General features: G+C 65.7%; 19 protein-coding genes. 8 read left to right on the top strand and 11 right to left on the bottom strand.

Going from position 1 to position 22710, the window contains the following annotated elements; genetic code table 11:
- Nucleotides 1–6: 6 nt before the first annotated feature.
- From HALZIN_RS0101020 to HALZIN_RS0100985, 8 genes are all read right to left on the bottom strand, one after another.
- Nucleotides 7–1164, bottom strand: a complete 1158-nt coding sequence (locus tag HALZIN_RS0101020) for a tRNA nucleotidyltransferase/poly(A) polymerase-related protein (RefSeq protein WP_031382402.1) — start codon at nt 1162–1164, stop codon at nt 7–9.
- Nucleotides 1161–1490 (bottom strand): thiosulfate sulfurtransferase GlpE, encoded by a 330-nt coding sequence (glpE, locus tag HALZIN_RS0101015; protein ID WP_031382401.1) that lies wholly within the window; start codon nt 1488–1490, stop codon nt 1161–1163. Before glpE ends, HALZIN_RS0101020 begins: the two co-directional genes overlap by 4 nt.
- A gap of 63 nt (nt 1491–1553) precedes the next feature.
- Nucleotides 1554–2381: a symmetrical bis(5'-nucleosyl)-tetraphosphatase gene (locus HALZIN_RS0101010; RefSeq protein ID WP_031382400.1), complete on the bottom strand. Its 828-nt coding sequence runs from the start codon at nt 2379–2381 to the stop codon at nt 1554–1556.
- A 49-nt stretch (nt 2382–2430) separates the two neighbouring features.
- Nucleotides 2431–2814: a Co2+/Mg2+ efflux protein ApaG gene (gene apaG / locus HALZIN_RS0101005; protein WP_031382399.1), complete on the bottom strand. Its 384-nt coding sequence runs from the start codon at nt 2812–2814 to the stop codon at nt 2431–2433.
- Nucleotides 2814–3641 carry a 16S rRNA (adenine(1518)-N(6)/adenine(1519)-N(6))-dimethyltransferase RsmA gene (rsmA, locus tag HALZIN_RS0101000; RefSeq protein WP_031382398.1) on the bottom strand — a complete coding sequence of 276 codons (828 nt, stop codon included), beginning with the start codon at nt 3639–3641 and terminating at the stop codon, nt 2814–2816. Before rsmA ends, apaG begins: the two co-directional genes overlap by 1 nt.
- 29 nt (nt 3642–3670) lie before the next feature.
- Complete coding sequence (gene pdxA, locus HALZIN_RS0100995) at nt 3671–4711, bottom strand: 4-hydroxythreonine-4-phosphate dehydrogenase PdxA (protein ID WP_031382397.1); 1041 nt, start codon at nt 4709–4711, stop codon at nt 3671–3673.
- Nucleotides 4704–6011: a peptidylprolyl isomerase gene (locus HALZIN_RS0100990; protein ID WP_031382396.1), complete on the bottom strand. Its 1308-nt coding sequence runs from the start codon at nt 6009–6011 to the stop codon at nt 4704–4706. The genes pdxA and HALZIN_RS0100990 overlap by 8 nt, the downstream gene beginning before the upstream one ends.
- Nucleotides 6012–6025: 14 nt before the next feature.
- A complete protein-coding gene (locus tag HALZIN_RS0100985; RefSeq protein WP_031382395.1) occupies nt 6026–8458 on the bottom strand; it encodes an LPS-assembly protein LptD in 2433 nt (810 codons plus the stop codon).
- A gap of 178 nt (nt 8459–8636) precedes the next feature.
- On the opposite strand from HALZIN_RS0100985, the gene HALZIN_RS0100980 reads away from it, so the two are divergent.
- The 3 genes from HALZIN_RS0100980 (at nt 8637) to HALZIN_RS0100970 (ending at nt 10877) form a co-directional block, all read left to right on the top strand.
- Nucleotides 8637–9695, top strand: coding sequence for an aminoglycoside phosphotransferase family protein (locus HALZIN_RS0100980; protein ID WP_031382394.1), 1059 nt, complete (start codon nt 8637–8639; stop codon nt 9693–9695).
- Nucleotides 9692–10369: an N-acetylmuramate alpha-1-phosphate uridylyltransferase MurU gene (gene murU, locus HALZIN_RS0100975; RefSeq protein ID WP_031382393.1), complete on the top strand. Its 678-nt coding sequence runs from the start codon at nt 9692–9694 to the stop codon at nt 10367–10369. The genes HALZIN_RS0100980 and murU overlap by 4 nt, the downstream gene beginning before the upstream one ends.
- An 88-nt stretch (nt 10370–10457) precedes the next feature.
- Nucleotides 10458–10877 (top strand): OsmC family protein, encoded by a 420-nt coding sequence (locus tag HALZIN_RS0100970; RefSeq protein WP_031382392.1) that lies wholly within the window; start codon nt 10458–10460, stop codon nt 10875–10877.
- A 32-nt stretch (nt 10878–10909) separates the two neighbouring features.
- On the opposite strand, the gene HALZIN_RS0100965 is transcribed toward HALZIN_RS0100970, so the two are convergent.
- Nucleotides 10910–12769 carry a glycoside hydrolase family 15 protein gene (locus HALZIN_RS0100965; protein WP_268871166.1) on the bottom strand — a complete coding sequence of 620 codons (1860 nt, stop codon included), beginning with the start codon at nt 12767–12769 and terminating at the stop codon, nt 10910–10912.
- Between the two features lie 346 nt (nt 12770–13115).
- On the opposite strand from HALZIN_RS0100965, the gene HALZIN_RS0100960 reads away from it, so the two are divergent.
- The 3 genes from HALZIN_RS0100960 (at nt 13116) to HALZIN_RS0100950 (ending at nt 19180) form a co-directional block, all read left to right on the top strand.
- Nucleotides 13116–14915, top strand: a complete 1800-nt coding sequence (locus tag HALZIN_RS0100960; RefSeq protein ID WP_031382390.1) for a thiamine pyrophosphate-requiring protein — start codon at nt 13116–13118, stop codon at nt 14913–14915.
- Between the two features lie 92 nt (nt 14916–15007).
- Nucleotides 15008–18100: an FAD-binding and (Fe-S)-binding domain-containing protein gene (locus HALZIN_RS0100955; protein ID WP_084173258.1), complete on the top strand. Its 3093-nt coding sequence runs from the start codon at nt 15008–15010 to the stop codon at nt 18098–18100.
- Nucleotides 18101–18145: 45 nt separating this feature from the next.
- The gene (locus tag HALZIN_RS0100950) at nt 18146–19180 is read left to right on the top strand and encodes an SDR family oxidoreductase (RefSeq protein ID WP_031382388.1); all 1035 of its coding nucleotides are present in this window, start codon (nt 18146–18148) and stop codon (nt 19178–19180) included.
- A gap of 164 nt (nt 19181–19344) precedes the next feature.
- Here the strand turns inward: HALZIN_RS0100950 and coq7 are convergent, their stop codons facing one another.
- Both coq7 and HALZIN_RS0100940 read right to left on the bottom strand, forming a co-directional pair.
- Nucleotides 19345–19986, bottom strand: coding sequence for a 2-polyprenyl-3-methyl-6-methoxy-1,4-benzoquinone monooxygenase (gene coq7 / locus HALZIN_RS0100945; RefSeq protein WP_031382387.1), 642 nt, complete (start codon nt 19984–19986; stop codon nt 19345–19347).
- A gap of 168 nt (nt 19987–20154) precedes the next feature.
- Complete coding sequence (locus HALZIN_RS0100940; RefSeq protein WP_031382386.1) at nt 20155–20496, bottom strand: histidine triad nucleotide-binding protein; 342 nt, start codon at nt 20494–20496, stop codon at nt 20155–20157.
- A 347-nt stretch (nt 20497–20843) separates the two neighbouring features.
- Here HALZIN_RS0100940 and HALZIN_RS0100935 point away from each other — a divergent pair, with 347 nt between their 5' ends.
- Together HALZIN_RS0100935 and HALZIN_RS0100930 are read left to right on the top strand one after the other, a co-directional pair.
- Nucleotides 20844–21572 (top strand): SDR family oxidoreductase, encoded by a 729-nt coding sequence (locus HALZIN_RS0100935; protein ID WP_031382385.1) that lies wholly within the window; start codon nt 20844–20846, stop codon nt 21570–21572.
- Between the two features lie 186 nt (nt 21573–21758).
- Nucleotides 21759–22697 (top strand): ABC transporter substrate-binding protein, encoded by a 939-nt coding sequence (locus HALZIN_RS0100930; RefSeq protein ID WP_031382384.1) that lies wholly within the window; start codon nt 21759–21761, stop codon nt 22695–22697.
- Nucleotides 22698–22710 lie beyond the last annotated feature (13 nt).

Below are 22710 nucleotides of genomic sequence, written 5' to 3'. Positions count from 1 at the left end.
CCGCGCTCAGCCCAGCGCCTCGGCGATCGCCGCCTGGCGGCGCCGGGCCAGCTCGGCGCCCAGCTCGCCACCGCGCAAGCCCTCGTCGAGCAAGCCTCGCGGTTCGATCCGCGCCCCCGCGCGCCAGCCGCGCGCCAGGCGTGCGGCCAATGCCGGGCATTCATACTCGATCAGCGCCAGCAAAGCCGGCACCCGCTCGCTGCGCCGCCAGCCGTCGATGGCGTTGAGCCAGGCAAGCGTGCGCGCCGCGGCGAGCGGCGCGTCGGCCAGCCATGCCTCGTCAAGCCAGAGCGCGCGGCTCAGCGCCACCTGGCGGGCCAGCTCGCGGTAGGCGTTGGGCACTTTGAGCCGCACGTTAAGCGCTTCGCGGGCGGTCTCGCCGAGGTGTTCGATCAGCCGCGCCCAGCGCCACTGGGTCAATGTCCACGGCGCCGCTGTCCAGCACGCCGCATCGGGCACCGCGCTCAGGCGTGCCAGGGCGTCGTTGAGGGCCGCTTCATCGGCGGTCAGTTCGGGCATCAGCACCGGCAGCGCCGCGCAGTCGTCGAGACAGCCGAAATAGGCCTGCGGCTGCGGTTCGCCGAGCGCTTTCTCGGTTTCGACCCAGATGCGCTCGGCGATCAGGTGGTCGAGTTCGCCGCTCTCGGCCAGCCGGCGCATGAGCGCCTGCGTCTCGTCGGCGACGGCGAAGCCCAGGCCGCGGTAGCGTGCCAGGAACCGCGCGGTGCGCAGTACCCGCAGGGGGTCCTCGACGAAGGCCGGCGAGACGTGGCGCAGCCGCCGCGCCTCGAGGTCGCGCTGGCCGTGGAAGGGGTCGACCAGCGTGCCATCGGGGGCCTCGGCCATGGCGTTGATGGTCAGATCGCGCCGCTCGAGATCCTCCTCGAGGGTCACCGCGGGGCTGGCATGGACGACGAACCCGGTATAACCATGCCCGGCCTTGCGCTCGGTGCGCGCCAGGGCGTACTCCTCATGGCTCTCGGGATGCAGGAACACCGGGAAATCGCGCCCCACCGGCTTGAAGCCGCGCTCGAGCATGGCCTCGGGGGTGGTCCCGACCACCACCCAGTCCTGATCGACCACCGGCCAGCCCAGCCGCGCATCGCGCACCGCGCCGCCCACCCGATACACGTTCAACCCGGCGGTATGACGATCGGCGTTCATCGCTCGACGCGGTGCGGGTGGTTGGCTTCCCAGCCGACGAAGCCGCCGTCCAGGCTGTAGACTCGCGTGAACCCCTGGCCGATGAGCCACTCGGCAGCCTGCTGGCTGGAATGACCGTGATAACAGACCACCACCATGGGCTGATCGCCGGGGGCCTGATCGACCAGATCGCCGACCGTGGCGTTGTCGACATGGCAACTACCGGGAATGTGCCCGCGGGAGAAGCTCAGCGGGTCGCGGATATCCACCAGCGTCAGCGGTTGACCGTTATCCAGCCATCCTTCGAGGGTGACGTGATCGAGATGTTCGAAAGTGCTCTGGCTCATGCGCCCTCCCTGGGCAGCGGGTAATGAATGGCGCGCCGGCGATGGCGTTATTGTCAATTCAATTCATTCGCGCGGACGGCAGGGCTCGCTGATCCGCCGGCCGCTGTCGAGATCCAGCGCGGTCAGGCTATTGCCCCATACGCAGCCGGTGTCCAGCGCTTCGGCACGCAACGCCGCGCCGGGGGTGTGGCCTTCGAGCGCCGCCCAGTGGCCGAACAGCACTCGCGGATCGTCCTCGCGCGGGTAACGAAACCACGGCTCGAAGCCTTGGGGGGCGCTATCAAGGCCCTCCTTGGCGGCGAAGTCGAGGGTGCCGTCGGCGGCGATGAAACGCATCCGGGTGAACACGTTGACGATCGCTCGCAGCCGCTCGATGCCCTCGAGCGTATCGTCCCAGCGCGCCGGCGAATTGCCGTACATCCGCTCGAAAAACGCCCCGGCCTGCTCGCCGGCCAGGCAGCTCTCGACCTCGCCGGCCAACGCCCGGGCCCCATCCAGCGACCACTGCGGCAACAGCCCGGCGTGCACCATCAGCGTTCGCGCCGGACTGGCGCTGCCGTCGTCGACCAGCAGCGGCTGATGCTGCAGCCAGTCGAGCAGCGCCTCGCGGTCGGGGGCGTCGAGGATCGCCGCGAGCGTATCGGAGCGCTTCAGGGAGCCGCCGCCGCGCGCCACGCCGAGCAAGTGCAGGTCGTGATTGCCCAGCACCACACGCGCGGCATCGCCCAGCGCCTTGACCTCGCGCAGGCAGGCCAGCGAGCCCGGGCCGCGATTGACCAGGTCGCCGGCGAGCCACAGCCGGTCGCGGCGCGGATCGAACGCCAGACGCTCTAACAGCGCCACGAATTCGGCGTGGCAACCCTGCAGATCTCCGAGGGCGTAGGTAGTCATGGGCCTCCTGCTTGGCGCGGGTAACAATGAATGACTCGATGCGGCGGCGTCAGTGCACCTGGTTGGGCCCGGCCAGGCGGAACGGCGCGATAGCGACCTCGAACGGACGCTGCGCCGCGCTCTCGACGCAGGTATAGGTGCCCTCCATCACGCCGACCGGGCCATCCAGCACCGCACGGCTGGTATAGCGGAAGGTCTGGCCGGGGCCGATCAGCGGCTGCTTGCCGACCACGCCCTTGCCGCGCACCTCCTGGACCTTGCCGCTGCCCTGGGTGATCTTCCAGTAGCGAGCCAGCAGCTGTACCGCCTGCGGCGAGTGGTTGTGCACGGTGATGGTATAGCTGAATACGTAACGCTGTTCGGCCGGCGACGATTCCTCGACCCGATAGTTGGGTTCGACATCGACGCGGATGGCCTCGCTCAGTTCGTCGATCAAGGCGATTCTCCGGCCAGGTGATTGGCGATGGCAACCAGTTCGGCCACGCTCAGGGTCTGCGGACGCCGCACCGGATCGATGCCCAGCGCCGCGAGCGCCTCGCCGGACAGCCGCGTCTTGAGATTGTTGCGCAGCGTCTTGCGGCGCTGGGCGAAAGCCTGGCGCACGACATCGGCGAACAGCGCCTCGTCGATGGCCGGCGACGGCAGTTCGGCATGCGGCACCAGCCGGACGATCGCCGAGTCGACCTTGGGCCGCGGCACGAACGCCTCGGGCGGCACCGTGAACAGCGCATCGATACGGCAGTAATACTGGGCCATCACCGACAGCCGCCCCCAGTCGGCGCCGCCCGGCTCGGCGGCGAGGCGCTCGACGACCTCCTTCTGCAGCATGAAATGCATGTCGGCGATCGCTTCGCGGGCACCGAGCAGATGGAAGATCAGCGGCGTGGAGATATTGTACGGCAGGTTGCCGACCACCCGCAGCGCCGCGCCGTCGCCCTTCAGCGCGGCGAAATCGAGAGCCAGTGCATCGCCTTCGTGAATCACCAAGTCCGGATAATTGAAAAATTGCACACGCAGCCCGGGAATCAAGTCGCGATCGAGCTCGACCACCTCCAGCACGCCGTCGGCGGCCTCGATCAACGGTTCGGTCAGCGCGCCCTGGCCCGGGCCGATCTCGACCAGCCGCTCGCCGGGGCGCGGCGCGATGCTGCGCACGATGCGCATGATCACCCCCGGGTCGCGCAGGAAGTTCTGGCCGAAGCGCTTGCGTGCCCGGTGTTGCGGCGGCTCGGGACGCTGATCGCGGGTAGCTGAAGACATGCGACAGGAATTTCCTTGGGTTGCAGTGCTTATCGGGTGCCCGGCGCGGCCAGCGCCATCTCGGCGGCGACCGTCAGCGCCACGCGCAGGCTGCCGGTATCGATGCGCCCGCTACCGGCCAGGTCCAGCGCCGTGCCGTGATCCACCGAGGTGCGCACGATCGGCAGCCCCAGGGTGATGTTGGCGGCCTGACCGAAGCCGGCGAACTTGAGCACCGGCAAACCCTGGTCATGATACATCGCCAGCACCGCGTCGAGGCCGGCAAGCCGATGCGGGGTGAACAGCGTGTCGGCGGGCCACGGCCCCGCGACGTCGAGCCCCTCGCCACGCAGCCGTTCGAGGGTGGGAATGATGATGTCGAGCTCCTCGCGGCCCAGGTGCCCGCCCTCGCCGGCGTGCGGATTGAGGCCGCACACCGCGATACGCGGCCTGGCGATGCCAAAGCGGCGGCGCAGGTCGGTATCGAGGATGACCAGCACCCGGCGCAGGCCAGATTCGCTAATGGCGTCAGCCACCGCGCGCAGCGGCAGGTGGGTCGTCGCCAGCGCGATCCGCAACGCCCGGCCCCCCATCGCCGCGGGCAGTTGCGTGGCCAGCATCATCACCACCGCGTCGATGCCGCAGGCATCGCGCAGGTATTCGGTATGGCCGGTGAAACCGCCGTGGCCGGCCTCGATGATCACCCCCTTGTGCAGCGGCGCGGTGACCATCGCCTGGGCCCGCCCGCTGCGACAGGCGGCAAGCGCCCGGTCGAGCAGTTCAAGCACGTAGTCGCCATTGGCGGGATCCAGCACCCCGGGCGTGACCGGCGCGCGCAACGCGACCGGCCATACCGGCAATACGCCGCGGCGCGGCGCCGGGACGCTGGCCTGCGCCTCGAGCGGTTCGATCGCCACCGCCAGGCCGAGCTGACGCGCCCGCGCGGCAAGCAGCTCGGGATCGCCGATCGCGACGACCCTGACCGGCGCCCGGCCGGCGGGGAACGGGTCTTCGACCGCCCGCATCAGCGCCAGATCGGGGCCGATGCCGGCCGGCTCGCCGGTGGTCAGCGCGAGCAGCGGCTCATTCATCGCCGGAGGGGCTCAACCGCTCGTCGACGTAGGCTTCGGCGCGAAGTTGCTGCGTCCAGGCTTCCAGTTCCTCGTTGACCTTGCGCTGGAACAGCGTGTCGCGAATCCGGCTGCGCTGCGCCTCGCCGCTCACATCGCGCTGGCGGCGATCCTCGACCTGGATCAGATGATAACCGTAACGGGTCTGCACCGGCTGGCTGATCTCGCCCTCCGCCAGCTGATCGGCGGCGTCCTCGAAGGCTGGCACCATCTGACCGGGGCGCACCCAGCCCAGGTCGCCGCCGTTGAGCGCGCTGCCGCGGTCGTCGCTGACCTGCTGGGCGACGCTGGCGAAGTCCTCGCCGGCGACGATACGCTGACGGGTGCGCTCGGCCAGCGCGCGAGCCTGCTCGGCATCACGGTTGGGGTTGGTCTCGATCAGGATGTGGCGGATCTTCTGCTCCTCGACCACCGCCTGCTGCGACTGGTCGCCGCCCTGACGATCGAGCAGCTTGATCAGATGGATGCCTCTGGGGCTGCGCAACGGCTCGCTGACATCGCCGACGCTGAGCTGGCTCACCGCATCGACGAAGGTCGGGGGCAGCTCGGCAGCACTGCGCCAGCCCAGGTTGCCGCCCTCGAGGGCGTTGGCCCCATCGGATTCGGCCGCCGCCACGCTGGCGAAGTCGGCACCGTTCTGGAGCTGGCGCTGGATGGCCTGGATGCGCTGCTGGGCGCTGCGCACCTGGTCCGGCGAGGGCGACTGCGGCAACGCGACCAGGATCTGGCCGAGTTGATAACGCGCGTTGCGGGCGCCGCTTTGCTGCGCCAGGTAGCGCTCGACCTCCTGGTCGGTGACGTTGACCCGGCTGGCGACGCGGCGCTGCTGGAGCTGGCGGATCAGCATCTCGCGGCGAATCTGCTCGCGCACCGCGGCCAGCGACAGCCCCTGGCTTTCAAGGGTGTTGGCGAATTGATCGAGGCTCATGCCGTTGTTCTCGGCCACCGAACGCACCGCCCGGTTGAGCTCGGTGTCGTCGACCGTCAGGTTGGCCTCCTCAGCCATCTGCAGCTGGATCTGCTCGACGATCATGCGATCGAGCACCTGCCGGCGAAGCGTCTGATCGGAAGGCATGGTGATGTTGCGGTTGGCCAACTGGCTGCGGGCCTGAGCGACCCGATCACGCAATTCGCTGGCCATGATGGCGTCGTCGTTGACCACGGCGACGATACGGTCGAGCGGTTGCTCGGCGGCCGGTGCCAGGGCGGGGAAAGCCAGCATCAGCGCCAGGCTCAGCGATGCAAACAGACGTCTGCGCATGAAAACCTCTTCTTTCAGAACGGGGTCGGTTGATAGCCGGGAATAGACTCGGCGAAGATTTCGTCGGTTCCCTGACCGACGCCGCCCAGGCCCTTGAGAACGAAGCGCAGAAACAGCCCGCGATCGGTGTAATCGTCCTCGACGGTGTTGGCGGTGTCGTTGTCCTCGATCCACTCGCGCCAGGCAACTTGAACGCCGAAGCAGCAATCGTTCCATTGCACGCCCGCCAGGGTGTCCAGCGTGCGCGAGTTGGTGTTGTCGTAGGTGTAGCGACCGATCAGATCGAACTTGGCGCCGACCCGGTAAGCGAACGAGGCATCGAACTCCTCGCGGTCGTAGCCCAGCCGATCCTCGGCGTCGCCGGAGGGATCGAAGCCTTCGAGTTCCCAGCGGTAGCCGAGATTGAGCGCGTAGCCCTCGGGATGCCGATAGCGCAGGTAGGCCGCGCTACGCTCGGTGACTTCGCGTTGCTCGTCGTAGAGCCATTCGTAGCGCGTGCTCCAGCGATCGGTGATCTGCCAGTCGAGCTGGGTGGCGATCGGCGAGCGGTCGCGGGTGGCGTCGTACCAGGCCTGATAGTTGTCTTGGCGATCGGGCAGCGCCAGGTCGCCCTCCATGCCGATTACCCGGTCGTCGAGGTAGGCGCTCTGCCCCACCGCCAGCGACAGCCGCTGGCGGCCGCTGTCGTCCTCGAAAAAGCGCGTGCTCAGCCCATAGGAGAGCTTGTTGACGTCACCCACCCGGTCGCTGCCGGAAAAGCGATACGGCGTCCACAGCTGGGCGTAGGAAAACGCCCGCTCGCTGGTGTCGAAGTCGGGGAACTCGCTCTGGTCGCGCGCCGGGGCGTAGGCGTAATACAGCCGCGGCTCCAGCGTCTGACGCCAGGTCTCGTCGAACAGCGCGAGATCGCGCTCGAAGACCAGCCCGCTGTCCACCGAGCTGACCGGCACGGTGCGCGACAGGCTCTCGTCGCGGTCGGTGTCGCGATTGCCGTAGTCGAGCTGGTACTGGGTATACAGCAGTTCGAAGCGCGGCTCGAGATAGCCCCAGCTCGGGTCGTAACGCCAGCCGAGAGCCGGCGCCAGATTCACGCGCGCACCTGTGGCGGACTCACGGTCATAACGCTCGGTATCGGGCAGGCTGGCTTCGTCTATGTCGCGCCAGAAGTAGGTGGCGTTGGAGCGCCACTGTTGATAGAAGCCGCTGTCCTGCGACCAGCGGGCGTTGGCGGTCAGGCTGGGCAACCGATAGAACGGCTTGTCGCGGTCGGCGAGCGGGTAATCGAGCTTCTGATAGCCCTGGGCCTTGGCTTCGAGCTGCCAGGTCTGGCCGCTGTAGTCGAGCTCGGCGAAACGCGCCAGGTAATCGGTCTCGCTCTCGGCGAAGGTGCGGCCGAAGTCATCGAAGTAGCGGCCATCGCTGGCAGCGCCATAGCGCAGGTTGTAGCGCAGCCGGGGGTCGAAACGTCCCTGCTGACGAAAATCGAGGTACCAGCGATCTTCGCCCTCGAAGGCATCGTCGTCGTCGTTGGGGTTGGCGCTCTCGCCGCCGCGATCGCTGCTCAGGTAGGCGCCCTCGATCTGGCCCTGATCCTCGCCGAACAGGTAGCGAAACTCGCCGCCCAGCAGCAGGCCGTGGTTGCTCAGCCAGCGCGGCGTCAGCGTGGCATCGTAGTTCGGCGCCAGGTTGAAGTAATACGGCTGGGCGTAGTCGAGCCCGTCGCCGGACACGCCGAGGATCGGCCACAGAAAGCCCGACTGACGACGGTCGTCGATGGGAAAGCGTAGCCACGGCCAGTAGAATACCGGCACCCGACCGACCTCGAGCCGGGCATTCTTGGCGGTGCCATAGCCGGCCTCGCGGTCGATGACCACATCGTTGCCGACCACCCGCCACAGCTGGCTGTCGGGGGCGCAGGTGGTGAAGCTGGCTTCGCGCAGCCGATAGCGGCCATCCTCGAGGCGCGCCAGCTGGATGGCGTCGCCACGCAGGCGCTGATCGTGAAGGACGTAATGCGCATCGTCGATCTGGGCGGCGTCACTGTCGAGCGACAGCTGGCCGTCGCCGCCGCGCACCAGCAGGCCCTGGTCGCGCAGGGTCAGCGGGCCCTCGGCGAAAGCCGTGTCGCGGGCCGCGTTGACGCGCACCCGCGGCGCGGCAAGCTGACTGCTGCCGCGGCGCAGCAGCACCTCGCCGCGCAGGAGGGTGGCGCCCTGATCGCCGTACTCGGCCTGATCGGACGCCGAACGCACCTCGCGCGGCGTGTCGCCGGGCGCCAGGCGATACTCGGGCATCACATAGCGCCCCCGGCACACGGCACCGGCCGGGGCATCGTCGCCCCACGGCTGCCAGTCGAGCTGCGAGGCCGGCAGCGTCTGCGGCGGGGCCGCGTGAGCGCCGCTGGCGGCCAGTCCGACGAGGGCAGTCCACAACAATCGCTTGCCCATGGATCCTCTGTCCTTGGCGGTTGGAATCGGTATTATACAGCCCCGGTGCCGCACGTCCTCCTTCGACGCCAGGGCGCCCGATCGGCGAGGCCGGATCGATAACGCCGGATCGATAACGAGAGGCTGGGAGGAGATCAGCATGCGGTGGCGAACCGACCCCGTCAACCAAGGAGGCCGCATGGCCGACGCGCGACAAACCGACCGCCTCGCCGCCCTGCGCCGCTGGGCCGGCGCACGCCATGCCGCGGATGGCGAACGGCTGCGAATCGAGCTGGCCGCCGGCGACGCCAGCTTCCGGCGCTATTACCGGCTGTGGCTGGGCGACGCGCCCACGCGGATCGTCATGGACGCGCCACCCGACAAGGAGGACAGCCGGCCGTTCGTGGCCGTCGCCAAGGCCTGGCGCGAGGCCGGCCTGCCGGTGCCCGCACTGCATCACGCCGATTTCGACAGCGGCTTTCTCGAGCTCGAGGATCTCGGCGATACCCCGCTGCATTTATGCCTGACCGACGATGGCCTGGCCAACGATGCGGGCGACGACGACGCCTATCGCGAAGCGCTGGCACTGCTGGCCACGCTGCAACGCCGCGCGCCGCGCACGGGGCTGCCGACCTACGCCGCCGCGCTGCTTGGCCGCGAGCTCGACCTTTACCCCGACTGGTGCCTCGCGCGGCTGCTGGGCATCGCCCCGCCGCCCTGCTGGCCGAGCGCCCGCGCCCGGCTGATCGAGAGCGCACTGAGCCAGCCACGGGTCGCCGTGCATCGCGACTTCGACGCCATGAACCTGATGCGCCACGCCGGCCAATTGTGGCTGATCGATTTCCAGGATGCCGTCGACGGGCCGCTCAGCTACGACCTGGTTTCGCTGCTGCGCGGACGCTACCGGCGCTTCGCCGAGGCCGACTATGCCGCGTTCATCGAGGCATTCCGCCGCGAGGCGATCAAAGACGGGCGTCTAGCGGATACCATCGGTATCACGACGTTCCGCTATCACGCCGATCTGATGGCGGCGCAACGCTCGCTCAAGGTGCTGGGGATCTTCTGCCGGTTGACTCTGCGCGACGCCAAGCCGGGCTATCTCCAACGCCTGCCGCTGTTTCTCGCCCACCTGCGCGACAGCCTGGCCCCCTGGCCGGCCTTCGGCGAATTGAGCGCCTGGCTGGACAGCGATTTCGCTCCGGCGCTGCACCGTGAGCTGGCACGCCGGGGGTTGCAGGCACGAGGAGTCGCGCCATGAAGGCGATGATCCTCGCCGCCGGGCGAGGCACGCGCATGCGCCCGCTGACCGATCAGTGTCCCAAGCCGCTGCTCGAGGTCGCCGGCAAGCCGCTGATCGGCCATCATCTCGAGCGCCTTGCGGCGCTGGGCATCGACGAGGCGGTGATCAACGTCAGCTACCGCGCCACGCAGCTCGTCGAGGCGTTGGGCGACGGTCGCGATTACGGCCTGACGATCCGCTTCAGCCACGAGGCCGAGCCGCTGGAAACCGGCGGCGGCATCCGCCAGGCGCTGGCGCTGCTCGGCGAAGCGCCCTTCCTGCTGGTCAACGGCGACGTCTGGTGCGCGCTGGCAAGCGCCTGGCTGGCGCCGCTGGGCGACGACCTGGCGCGCCTGGTCCTCATCGACAACCCCGCGCATCGCGCCGCCGGCGACTTCCACCTCGACGCCGCCGGCCGCGTGCACGCAACCGGCGAGCCGCGCCTGACCTATGCCGGCATCGCCTTGATCGACCCGGCGCTGGTCGCCGGCCGGCCTCCCGGCGCCTTCAAGCTCGCCCCGCTGCTGCGCGAGGCCATGGATGCCGGGCGTGTCGCGGGCTGCCATCATCATGGTCACTGGGTCGATGTCGGCACCCCGGCGCGCCTGGCCGAGCTGGATGCCTGGCTGCGCCGGTCGGACGCGGAACGCTGAGTCCGCGCCGGCAAGCTGCTATGCTGTGGCGTCGCCCATTGCGGCTCACAGCCGCGTATCGCCATCCGCCAGCGAGGATTAGCCAATCATGAAAGCCAGCGTCAAGTGGACCGACGGTCGCCAGTTCGTCGCCGAAGCCGGCAGCGGGCACAGCGTGGTCATCGATGGCCCGCCGGATCACGGCGGCCGCAACACCGGCCCGCGCCCCATGGAGATGCTGCTGATGGGGCTCGGCGCCTGCACCTCGTTCGACGTGCTGGAAATTCTCGAGAAATCCCGCGCCCCGGTCAGCGACTGTATCGCGGCCGTCGAGGCCGAGCGCGCCGATGGCGTGCCCAGCGTGTTCACCAGGATCCACGTGCATTTCACGGTAAGCGGCAGCGGACTCAAGGAAAAGCAGGTCCAGCGCGCCATCGAGCTATCGGCGGAAAAGTACTGCAGCGCCTCGATCATGCTCGCCCAGGGCGGCGTCGCAATGACCCACTCCTATGAGATCGTCGAGGCCTGAACGGCTGGCAACGGCCGGCCGGGCCGGCATCGTCAGTTCGACTGACGCGCACGGGCCGGCTGCGGCTTGTGCCCGCGGGACGCATCACTGAAATTGTGCGCGCTATTGACCAACCCCACGTGCGAGAACGCCTGGGGGAAGTTACCCAGCAGGCAGCGCCGCACGGGGTGGTACTCCTCGGCTAGCAGCCCCAGGTCGTTGCGTACGCTCAGCAGCTTGTCGAACAGCGCGCGCGCCTCGTCGCGCCGCTGTTGCAGCAGCAACACGTCGACCAGCCAGAAACAGCAGACCAGAAAGGCGCCTTCGCCCTCCGTCAGGTCGTGACGCTTGGCGTCGCTGACGAAGCGGTAGATGAAACCGTCATGCGTCAACTCGCGCTGAATCGCTTCGACCGTGGCCTCGATGCGCGGATCGCTGGCCGGCAGGAAGCCCACCAGCGGCATCAACAGCAGCGAGGCATCGAGCTCATCGCTGCCGTAATGCTGGACGAAGCTGTTGCGGTCGCGGTTGAAGCCATGCGTGCACACGTCGTCGTGGATCCGCTGGCGCAAGCGCTTCCATTGCTCGAGCTCGCCCTCGAGACCGAAGTTCTCGACCCCCTTGATGGCCCGATCGATGGCCACCCAGGACATGACCTTGGAGTGGGTATAGTGTCGCTGGGGGCCGCGCAACTCCCACAGTCCCGCCCCGGGTTGCTGCCAGTGCGCTTCGACGTACTTGGCCAACCGGTACTGGACGCGCCAGAGATCCGCGTCGGGCTCGATATCCTCCATGCGGCTGACGTGCAGGCCGTCCATGACTTCGCCATGCATGTCGAGCTGGAGCTGACGATAGGCGCCATTGCCGATCCTGACCGGACGGCAGCCATTGAAGCCGGAGAGCCAATCGAGCGTGCGCTCGTCGACGCGTCGCTCACCGGCGATACCGTAGATCGGCTGCAGCTTGCCGGGCTCGCCGGCCGCCGCCCGCAGCAGCCATTGCCGCCAAGCGCAGGCCTCGTCCCGATAGCCAGAAGTCAGCAGTGCATAGAGCGTGAAGGTGGAATCGCGCAGCCATGCATAGCGATAATCCCAGTTGAGTTCCCCGCCGATGCTTTCCGGCAGCGAACAGCTCGCCGCAGCGACCATTCCGCCGGTCTGGTCGTCGGTGAGCGCCTTGAGGGTAATCAGCGAGCGCACCACCGGTTCGCGGAAGGCCTCGTCGATATCGCAGCGGCGGCTCCATTCGAGCCACCAGCGCTCGACCTCGTCGAGTAGCCGAAGTGCATCGCGCGGTTCGGGGGCCGGCTGGAAAGCGGCATGCCAAGTCAGCGTGAAGGGCACGCACTCGCCGGCCGCGACGCTGAAGGCGGCATGCAGGGTGTCTTCGTCGCAGCGCATCGACGCCGGCGAGCATAGCCGCAGCGCATCGGCGCCGGCAATGGCCGAAACGCCATGGCGGTCTTCCCTCAGCAGCGGGGTGACATCGCCGTAATCGAAGCGAAACAGCGCGTTGCACTCCATGTCCACGCGGCCCTCGCGGCCCTCGACTATCCGCATCAGTTCGACTCTCGCCTCACCCTCACGGCTCAACGGCATGAAGTCGATGACCGCCGCGCATCCCGAGTCGGTTTCGAACAGCGTTTCCAGAACCAGCGTCTCGCCACGATAGCGCCGGGAGCGCGAGATCACCTGTCCCCGGGGAGCGATCTGCCAGTAGCCATTGCTCCGTTCACCGAGCAGGGCGGCGCAGCAGGCATCGGAGTCGAAGCGCGGCATGCACAACCACTCGATGGCGGCGTCGCGATCGATCAAGGCGGCGGTGCGCATATTGCCGATGAAGCCGTAATCTTCGATCCGTTTGGCTGCGGCTTCCATGCAAAAACTCCTTCGAACGCAATTACCTTCATGCACGTTCGCTATTATTACTCGGATAACTCTTCAACGCTCTCCAGCAAACGGCTTCTTAGGGCATAGACGCCGCCCTAATCATTAGGCCCCGCACTCAACTCGGCATATACCGAGGCAGTGCGGGAACCACAGCCATCAGCATAGCACTGCCCTCTGCGCTGGGCCTACGTAGCGGGGCGCGCCAATCTTTTTATTAACTTTTGTTATTAATGAATTTTTTTCATTTCTTGAACCCTGCCAATCGTTTTAACTAGCTTCTAGCTTGAATAGACAAGATCGACCAGACCGATGATTAACGATCATCGCTCGGCGTGGTTCATGTAATGAACGTGCATGGAGGCATTTCGACATGAGCAATGAGACGGTCAGTGATTTTCTGCTGAAACGCTTGTCTCAATGGAACGTCCGGCGCATATACGGCTATCCCGGCGACGGCAGTAACGGCATCATGGGAGCGTTCAATCGTGCCGGCGACCAGTTTGAATTCATTCAGACCCGCCATGAGGAAATGGCCGCCTTCATGGCCTGCGCCCATGCCAAGTTCACCGGTGAGGTGGGAGTTTGCACGGCCACCTCCGGTCCTGGGGCCATTCACCTGTTGAACGGCCTTTACGATGCCAAGAAGGATCACCAGCCGGTGGTCGCCATCGTCGGCCAGCAAGGGCGAAATGCCCTGGGCGGTGACTATCAGCAGGAAGTGGATCTGGTCTCGCTGTACAAGGACGTGGCCAACGAGTACGTCCACATGGCCACCAGTCCGGCCCAGGTTCGTCATTTGATCGATCGGGCCATCCGTATCGCGCTTTCCGAGCGCACCGTGACGGCGGTGATCATCCCCAGCGACCTGCAGTCTCAGCCGGCTGTCGAGAAGCCACCGCGTTCGCACGGCAGCGTGCACTCCGGCATTGGCTATGCCCGGCCGCGTGTCGCCCCGCACGAAGACGATCTCAAGCGGGCAGCGGCCGTGCTCAACGAAGGTAAACGTGTCGCGATACTGGTTGGCGCCGGGGCGCTGCATGCGACCGATGAGGTGATCCAGGTAGCGGAAACGCTCGGCGCCGGGGTGGCCAAGGCATTGCTGGGGCGTGCGGCGCTGCCGGACGACTTGCCATTCGTTACCGGCTCGATTGGCCTGCTCGGCACCAACCCGAGCTGGGAGCTGATGTCGAACTGCGACACGCTGCTGATGATCGGTTCCGGTTTCCCGTACTCCGAGTTCCTGCCCGAAGAAGGCCAGGCGCGCGGCGTGCAGATCGACATCGACGGTCGCATGCTGAGCATGCGCTACCCCATGGAAGTCAATCTGGTCGGCGACAGCGCAACCACGCTGCAGGCACTGCTACCGCACCTTGAACAGAAGACCGATCGCTCCTGGCGCGAGCACATCGAGAAGAGCGTCGCCCAGTGGTGGGAGGTGCTCGAGGAGCGCGCCATGGCCGATGCCGATCCGGTCAATCCGCAGCGCGTGTTCTGGGAGCTGTCGCCCAAGCTGCCCGACAACTGCATCCTGACCAGCGACTCCGGCTCGGCGGCCAACTGGTACGCGCGCGATCTGAAGTTGCGCCGCGGCATGATGGCCTCGCTTTCGGGCGGCCTGGCGACCATGGGCAATGGCGTGCCCTATGCGATCGCCGCCAAGTTCGCCCATCCACAACGCACAGTGATCGCCATGGTCGGTGACGGCGCGATGCAGATGAACGGCAATGCCGAACTGGTGACCATCGCCAAGTACTGGCAGCGCTGGTCCGATCCGCGACTGATCGTCATGGTGCTCAATAACCAGGATCTTAACCAGGTGACCTGGGAGATGCGTGTTCAGGAAGGCGATCCGAAATACGAGGCGTCACAGAACATTCCTGACTTTCCTTATGCCGACTATGCCGAGCTGATCGGTCTGAAAGGCATCAAGGTCACCGAATCCGAAGCCTTGGCGGGTGCCTGGGACCGCGCCCTGAATGCCGATCGCCCTGTGGTGCTGGAGGTCAAGACCGACCCCAACATTCCACCGATTCCGCCACACATCAAGCGCGAGCAGGCCAAGGCCTACATGTCGGCGCTGATGCACGGAGACCCGGAGGCACTGGGCACCGTCAAGGCCTCGTTCCGTCAGTTCGCCCGGGAGTTCATTCCCAAGACGCGCAAGCACTGACAACCGGGGTATTTCGATGATGGAAACAGCTATTCCGATCGAAGCGCTTCGGGTGTCGGCCTACAAGGTGCCTACCGAGCAAGGAACTGGCGATGAACGATCTGATAATGAAAACCGCTCCCGCGGCGACCCGGGGCGAGACGCACGCGTACCGTGAGCTGGCCCGTGAACTGGCCGATGCCATCGAGGGCGAGGTGAGCTTCGACGCTGGCAGTCGGGCATTGTATGCCAACGACGCCTCCAACTATCGCCAGCCGCCGATCGGCGTGACGATTCCCAGAACGGTGGACGACATCGTCGCCATCCATCGCATCTGTCATGCCCATGGCGTGCCGATCCTGTCCCGGGGGGCGGGTACCAGCCTGTCGGGGGAGACGGTCAACCATGCAGTGGTCATGGATCACTCCAAGTACCTTGACCGGATCGTCGACATCGACACCGAGAGCAAGCGTGTCACCGTGCAACCCGGGGCAATCAACGACAAGGTCAACCAGGCGCTGGGCAAGTACAACCTGGTCTTCCCCCCCGACCCGTCGACACATGAGTGGTGCACCATCGGCGGCAATATCGGCAACAACTCCTGCGGCGTTCACTCCGTCCAGGCCCAATGCTATGGCCACGGCCCGCGCACCTGCGACAACGTGCATGCGCTGGACATCCTCACCTACGATGGCGTGCGCATGACGCTCAAGGATGGCTACAGCGAGCAGGAGATCGACGAGATCATCGCCGGCGGCGGCCGCCAGGGCGACATCTTCCTCAGGTTGAAGAACCTGCGCGACAGGTCCATCGAGCAGATCCGCCAGCGCTACCCGCAGATCGCGCACATGCCGCGGCGCGTCTCGGGCTACAACCTGGACGACCTGCTGCCGGAACGTGGCTTCAACCTCGCCAGCGCCTTGTGCGGGACCGAAGGCACTTGCATGACGGTGCTGCACGCCACACTCAAACTGACCGATAATGCACCGCACCGCACGCTGATGGTGGTCGGGTTCGACAACGTCGAGGAGGCCGGCGATCACGTGCCGACGATCCTCGAGTCCAGGCCGATCGCCCTGGAAGCCATCGACAAGCGCCTGTTCGATAACGAAGCCACCGAACACATGAACGAGCAAGCCCTGGGCGAACTGCCCAGGGGCGACGCCTTCCTGCTGGTCGAGTTCGGCGGCGAGAATTCGGACGACACCGGCGCCCAGGCACGGCGCATGATCGACAAGCTGAAGCACGCCAGCAGCCAGATCGTCGATTACGAAACCATCGATGACAAGGCCAAGGCCGCCAGCTTCTGGCAGGTGCGCAAGGCGGGGCTGGGGGCGACCGCCTTCCCGCCGCCCGAGCAGCAGCCGCACTGGCCCGGCTGGGAAGATTCCGCCGTACCGCCCGACCAGGTCGGCGACTATGTGCGCGATCTCAAGGAGCTGTACAAGAAGTACGATTACGTCGGCTCGATGTATGGCCACTTCGGCCAGGGATGCATCCATTCGCGCATCAACTTCGACCTGCAGTCGCAGGCGGGCGTCGAGAAGTATCGGCGCTTCGCCCAGGAGGCGGCCGACCTGGTGGTGTCCTATGGCGGCTCGCTGTCGGGCGAACATGGCGATGGCCAGGCGCGCGGCGAACTGCTGGAGCGCATGTACGGCCCGGAGCTGATCGCGGCGTTCCGCGAATTCAAGCGCATCTGGGATCCGGACTGGAAGATGAACCCCGGCAAGGTCATCGACCCCTACCGGCTCGACGAGAACCTGCGTCTGGTCAACTACGCACCGCACCAGGTCGAGACGACCTTCAAGTATCCTGACGACAAGCGCAGTTTCGCGCGGGTAGCATTCCGCTGCGTGGGGGTCGGCAAGTGCCGCAGCGACAGCGGCACCATGTGCCCCAGCTACATGGTCACCCGCGAGGAGAAGCACGCCACCCGCGGTCGCGCCCGGCTGCTGTTCGAGATGATGAACGGCGAGATAATCACCGACGGCTGGCAGTCGCAAGAGGTCCATGAATCGCTGGAGCTGTGTCTGGCCTGCAAGGGCTGCAAGAACGACTGCCCGGTGAACGTCGACATGGCCACTTACAAGGCGGAATTCCTGTCGCACTATTTCGCCCCCGGGGCGCATCGGCGGCCACTGTTACACTATGCCTTCGGCTTCATCGACCGCTGGTCGCGGCTGGCCTCGCGGATCCCGGCAGTCACCAACTTCATCACTCAGGCGCCGGGGCTGCGCAACGTGACCAAGCAGGTGGTGTCCATGCCGCGGCAACGCAAGGCGCCGATTTACGCACCGCAGACATTCAAGGCCTGGTTCGCCAAGCGTCCCGTCGTCAACGACCAGGCCACCCCCGTCATGCTCTGGGCAGATACGTTCTGCAACCACTTCTATCCGGATACCGCGCAGGCCGCCACCGAGGTGCTTGAAGCAGCGGGCTACCGGGTAGTGATTCCCCCCGAGGGACTGTGCTGCGGGCGGCCGCTGTACGATTTCGGCATGCTCGATAACGCCAAGGCGTATCTGCAACAGGTGATGTCCACGCTGCACGCGGCCATTGCCGAGGACATGCCCATCATCGGGCTGGAGCCGTCCTGCATCTCGGTGTTCCGCGACGAACTGACCAACCTGTTCCCGGATGATGCCCGCGCCAAGCGGCTGCGCGACAACAGCATGATGTTCAGCGAATTTTTGATCGAGCGCGCCGACTATCGGCCGCCGAAGCTGAACCGCAAGGCGCTGGTGCATGGTCATTGTCACCACAGGGCGGTCATCGGCCTGTCCGCCGAGCAGACCCTGATGGAACGGATGGGACTCGACTATCAGATCGCCGACTCCGGCTGCTGCGGGATGTCCGGCTCGTTCGGCTTCGAAAAAGCCAAGTACGACGTCTCGATCGGGGCCGGCGAACGGGTACTGCTGCCGAAGGTCCGCGAGGCCGACCGGGACACCCTGATCATCACCAACGGCTTCAGTTGCCGCGAGCAGATCGCCCAGACCACGCCGCGCCAGGCGCTGCACATCGCCGAGGTGCTGCGCATGGCGCTCGATCAGGCGCCGGAGGCACATACCGGCCTGGCGGAGGGCGAGATCGTTCGTCGCCGCCGACAGGCCCGGCGGCATGCCAACCAGCGTGCGGCGCTGATCGCCGGCAGCGTGGCGGCGGCCGGGCTGGCGCTATGGAAACTGAGCCGCCGTCGCTGAGATCCAGGGTAACGAAACCCAGTATGGCGTACACAGGGACGTGAAATGAACGCACACCACAGGTACCAGGAAATCGTCGTGATCACCGGCGCCGGCGCCGGCCTGGGCCGCGCCACGGCGCGGGAATTCGCTCGCCACGGCGCTCATCTCGGGTTGATCGGGCGCGACGGCCATCGCCTCGAGGCGGTACGCAGCGAGGTCGAGGCGCTGGGCGCCCGCACGGTGGTGGTCAGCGCCGACGTCGCCGACGCCCGGCAGGTCGAGGCCGCCGCCGAGTGCATCGAGGCCGAGCTCGGCCCCATCGACATCTGGATCAACGGCGCCATGACCACGGTGTTCGCGCCGCTGCACGCGATGAGCGCCGAGGAGTTCAAGCGGGTCACCGAGGTCACTTACCTGGGCAATGTCAACGGCACCCTGGCGGCGCTCAAGCGCATGCGAGCCCGCGACCGCGGGACCATCGTGCAGGTCGGCTCGGCGCTCGCCTACCGGCCGATTCCGCTGCAGACCGCCTATTGCGGCGCCAAGCATGCCATCAAGGGCTATACCGAAGGGCTGCGCTGCGAATTGCTCAACGAGGGCAGCCGCGTGCATGTCACGCTCGTCGAGATGCCGGGGCTGAATACGCCGCAGTTCGACTGGTGCCGCAGCCATCTGCCCAAGCGCGCACGGCCGGTCGCCCCGGTCTACCAGCCCGAGGTTGGCGCACGCGCGATCTACTGGGCAGCCCACCATCGCCGGCGCCAGCTCTACGTCGGCGTCTCCTCGCTGCTGACCATCTGGGGCAACAAGCTCGCGCCGGGACTGATGGACCGTTACCTGGCGCATAACGCCGTCGACGGCCAGCAGACCGGCGAGCCGGAAGATTCGAGTCGCGCCGACAACCTGTGGCAGCCGGTCGCCGGCGACCGGGGCGCCCGGGGGCGTTTCAACGCCGAGGCCCACTCACAAAGCGCCCAGCTATGGGCGAGTACCCACCGTGGCGAGATCGGTTTCGCCGCGGGCGCCGCGCTGCTGCTCGCCGGCGCCCTGTTGGGCGGTCGCAAGCGCCGTCGTCGCCCACTATTGAGCCGGCGGTGACTGAGTGGCCACCGAGCGGCACAGCCGCTCGGCGAGTGGCGATCCGGCATCGGCCTGCAATGCGACCGGGCCGCCACGCGCCATGGCCTCGTGAAGTGCGGGACTGAGTCCCTCGGCGATGGCCCAGCAAGCGGGTGTGAATCGCTTTGCTCATCGCTGGCCGCTCAGAATCGATAGACGCTGCGGGTCATTACCTTCGACATCCACGACATGCCCCACTTGACCGGCGCCGGGAACCGCGTGCCGCCGGCTTCGAGCGCCCAGCGCGCATGGTGGGCCTCGTCCTCGCGCATCTGCTCGAGCACCTCGCGGGAGCGCCTGTCGCCGCGCGGCAACTGCTCGAGGTGCGCGTCGAGATGCTTGCCGACCTGCTCCTCGGTGGCATTGACGAAGCCCAGGCTGAGCCGATCGCCGACCGCGCCGGCCAGCGCGCCCATGCCGAACGAGGCGGCGTAGAACAGCGGGTTGAGATAGCTCGTTCGTCCGTCGAGCTCGACCAGTCGCGCATCGCACCAGGCCAGGTGATCGATCTCCTCCTGCGCGGCCTGCTCCATCTGCGCACGGGTGTCGGCCAGCTTGGCGGTCAGCCCCTGGCCCTGATAGAGCGCTTGGGCGCATACCTCGCCAGTATGGTTGATGCGCATCAGCCCGGCGGCGTGGCGGCGCTCGAACTCATCCAGCGACTCGTCACGGGTAGCACCGGCGGGCGACGGCCGCGAGGGTTGGGCGGCATGCGGCACCAGGGTGCGCAGCACGGTATCGAACTGGTGGATCAGCTGATCGCGGCGTGTCAGCTTGCGAAGCATGGCGGTTTCCTCGATCGATAAGGCAACATGAGGGAAACATGAGGGCGGCGTGGCATCAATCGGCGTCATGACGAGACGGGCCGCACGCGACGCACGGTCGTGAACGGCCCGGTATGCCCCGTTGGAGACGCGCGCTCTGAAGATCGCGACTCGTGCGCCGATCGCCGGCTACCCAGCCGGCCAGGTAAAGCGGCGGCCGCCCAGCAGGTGCATGTGTATATGATAGACCGACTGGCCGCCATCTTCATTGCAGTTCATCACCACGCGATAGCCATCGTCGGCGAAGCCGAACTCGCGGGCCAGCTTGGCGGCGGTGTACTGCAGCCGGCCGACCAGGGCCAGATCGCCCTCCTCGATGGCGTTCAAGGTGGCGATGTGCTTCTTGGGCACGATCAACACATGGCGTGGCGCCTGCGGGTTGATGTCGTTGAAGGCCAGCACGTGGTCGTCCTCGTAGACCACGTCGGGCTCGATCTCGCGCTTGATCATCTTGCAGAACAGGCAATTCATGATTGGCTCTCATAAGGCTGGCAACAAAGGAAGGAACCTTGGCTGGTTCTGAGGGTAACCCTTCCCGCTAATATTGTCAGGCTGCGACACCCTTCGAGATCATCGCTAATTCAGCACCCAACGGCGCTAGACATTGGTCGAATCGATATTGCCCTCCTTGAGGGTGTTGCCTAACATCTATAAATGTTGACGTTAACATTACTTATAGCGTCAGCATGAAATAGTTCGTTAGTTAATAGTATAAAGACGAATCTGGCCCGGCCTGCAGCGCCGAATGACGGCTCTGACCGGTAAGAAAGCGAACTGTCTCGGCTACGGGGCGGCGAGCCAAATAGGGAGAGAACTAAATGGCGAATGATTTGACTGGCAAGGTGGCAGCCGTAACCGGAGCGGCATCGGGCATCGGGCTAGCCAGCGTAAAAGCAATGATTTCCTCGGGCGCCCGTGTGGTGCTTATCGATCGCGACGAGTCCACCCTTGAGTCGGCCTGCAAGGAACTCGGCGAGGCCGCAATGCCGCTGGTTATCGACCTGCTCGACCCGCAGGACTGCGCGACGCTGCTGTCACGTGTCCTGGAGAAGGCGGGTCAGCTCGACATCTTCCACGCCAATGCCGGCAGCTACATCGGTGGCGACTTGATCGATGCCGACCCAGACTCGATCGACCGAATGGTGAGCCTTAACGTCAGTGTAGTGATGAAGAACGTCCATAATGTCCTGCCACACATGATCGAGCGTGGCACTGGCGACATCATGGTAACGAGCTCTGTAGCCGGGCATTTTCCCGTCCCCTGGGAGCCGGTCTACGCCTCCTCAAAGTGGGCCATGACCAGCTTCGTCCAGACCGTGCGCCGCCAAGTCCTCAGGCATGGCATCCGTGTCGCCTCGGTCTCGCCCGGCCCCGTCAACAGCGCCCTGCTGGCCGACTGGCCCGAGGACAACCTGCGAAAGGCCAAGGAGTCGGGCAGCATCATCGAACCGGCCGAGGTAGCAGATGCCATCCTGTATATGCTGACCCGCCCTCGCAACGTAACTATTCGTGACATGGTGGTCCTGCCAAGCAATTTCGACATGTAGATAGCACACCCGGCAGCAGCTCCATCGATTTCTACCAATTGGGCTCACAAGATGACTAGACATTGGTCGCAGGGCCATTGACTCGCTTCTTGGGGCTTACTAGCCTTCAAAATGTTGACGTTAACATTTTGGCAGTATCTACAATTACCTATCCCAAATGTGACAAGAACAAATCTGGAGCCAAACATGAAAATCCCCGAGTTGACAGTACACGCCCGCAAGACAGCCCTCGCCACCGCCTGCGTAAGCATGCTGGCTACGGGCACTGTGGTGGCAGATGAGGATACTCTGACAATCGGTATGTCCTTTCAAGAACTCAACAATCAGTATTTTGTGACCATGCAGAAAGCGCTCGAGAGTGCTGCTGAAAGCATAGGGGCCGAAGTTATCATCACCGATGCCCGCCATGACGTCGCCAAGCAGGTCAGCGATGTCGAAGACATGATCCAACGGGGTGTCGACATCCTGCTGCTCAACCCAGCTGATTCTGTCGGCGTCGAGACGGCAGTATTGGCCGCCAAGGAAGCCGGCGTCACCACCATAGCAATCGATGCCCAGGCCAAAGGGCCAGTAGATGGCTTCGTGGGCTCCAAGAACTACGACGCCGGCTACAAGTCATGCGATTACCTGGCTCAGAAACTCGATGGGGAAGGCCAAGTGGCCTTGTTGGACGGTATTCCTGTCGTACCGATCTTGCAGCGCATCGATGGCTGCACCGCCGCGCTCGGCGAATATTCCGGCATCGAGATCGTCGACAAGCAGAACGGACGCCAGGAGCGCGCCCAGGCCATGACAGTGACCGAGAATATCATCCAAGCGAACCCGGATCTGGACGGCATTTTTAGCGTCAATGACATCGGCTCACTCGGCGCCTTGGTTGCCATAGAAGCCAGCGGTAAAGACATAAAGCTAGTCAGTGTAGACGGTCATCCCGAGGCTATTAGCAAGATCCAGGAGGCCAATTCACCGTTCATAGCCACCTCGGCTCAGTACCCCCGCGATATGGTACGCCTGGGGCTCGGTCTCGGTCTGGCCAAATACTGGGGCGCCAGCAACGTTCCTGCGGAAATCCCAATCGACGTGAAGCTGATCGACCGCGAAAAGGCCGCCGACTTCAGCTGGTAACCCTACCGTAGAC

Source organism: Halomonas zincidurans B6 (assembly GCF_000731955.1).
Lineage (GTDB): Bacteria > Pseudomonadota > Gammaproteobacteria > Pseudomonadales > Halomonadaceae > Modicisalibacter > Modicisalibacter zincidurans.
Note: the sequence above shows the minus strand (reverse complement) of the source record. Positions and strands in the feature narration are given on the sequence as shown.

Bases quoted from the DNA above. Each gene is read 5' to 3' on its own strand.
- HALZIN_RS0100980 (WP_031382394.1), top strand. From the start codon at position 8,637: ATGGCCGACGCGCGACAAACCGACCGCCTCGCCGCCCTGCGCCGCTGG.
- HALZIN_RS0100960 (WP_031382390.1), top strand. From the start codon at position 13,116: ATGAGCAATGAGACGGTCAGTGATTTTCTGCTGAAACGCTTGTCTCAA.
- HALZIN_RS0100935 (WP_031382385.1), top strand. From the start codon at position 20,844: ATGGCGAATGATTTGACTGGCAAGGTGGCAGCCGTAACCGGAGCGGCA.
- HALZIN_RS0100940 (WP_031382386.1), bottom strand. From the start codon at position 20,496: ATGAATTGCCTGTTCTGCAAGATGATCAAGCGCGAGATCGAGCCCGAC.
- HALZIN_RS0100970 (WP_031382392.1), top strand. From the start codon at position 10,458: ATGAAAGCCAGCGTCAAGTGGACCGACGGTCGCCAGTTCGTCGCCGAA.
- HALZIN_RS0100985 (WP_031382395.1), bottom strand. From the start codon at position 8,458: ATGGGCAAGCGATTGTTGTGGACTGCCCTCGTCGGACTGGCCGCCAGC.
- glpE (WP_031382401.1), bottom strand. From the start codon at position 1,490: ATGAGCCAGAGCACTTTCGAACATCTCGATCACGTCACCCTCGAAGGA.
- HALZIN_RS0100930 (WP_031382384.1), top strand. From the start codon at position 21,759: ATGAAAATCCCCGAGTTGACAGTACACGCCCGCAAGACAGCCCTCGCC.
- HALZIN_RS0101020 (WP_031382402.1), bottom strand. From the start codon at position 1,164: ATGAACGCCGATCGTCATACCGCCGGGTTGAACGTGTATCGGGTGGGC.
- coq7 (WP_031382387.1), bottom strand. From the start codon at position 19,986: ATGCTTCGCAAGCTGACACGCCGCGATCAGCTGATCCACCAGTTCGAT.
- HALZIN_RS0100950 (WP_031382388.1), top strand. From the start codon at position 18,146: ATGAACGCACACCACAGGTACCAGGAAATCGTCGTGATCACCGGCGCC.
- pdxA (WP_031382397.1), bottom strand. From the start codon at position 4,711: ATGAATGAGCCGCTGCTCGCGCTGACCACCGGCGAGCCGGCCGGCATC.
- HALZIN_RS0100955 (WP_084173258.1), top strand. From the start codon at position 15,008: ATGAACGATCTGATAATGAAAACCGCTCCCGCGGCGACCCGGGGCGAG.
- rsmA (WP_031382398.1), bottom strand. From the start codon at position 3,641: ATGTCTTCAGCTACCCGCGATCAGCGTCCCGAGCCGCCGCAACACCGG.
- HALZIN_RS0100990 (WP_031382396.1), bottom strand. From the start codon at position 6,011: ATGCGCAGACGTCTGTTTGCATCGCTGAGCCTGGCGCTGATGCTGGCT.
- HALZIN_RS0101010 (WP_031382400.1), bottom strand. From the start codon at position 2,381: ATGACTACCTACGCCCTCGGAGATCTGCAGGGTTGCCACGCCGAATTC.
- murU (WP_031382393.1), top strand. From the start codon at position 9,692: ATGAAGGCGATGATCCTCGCCGCCGGGCGAGGCACGCGCATGCGCCCG.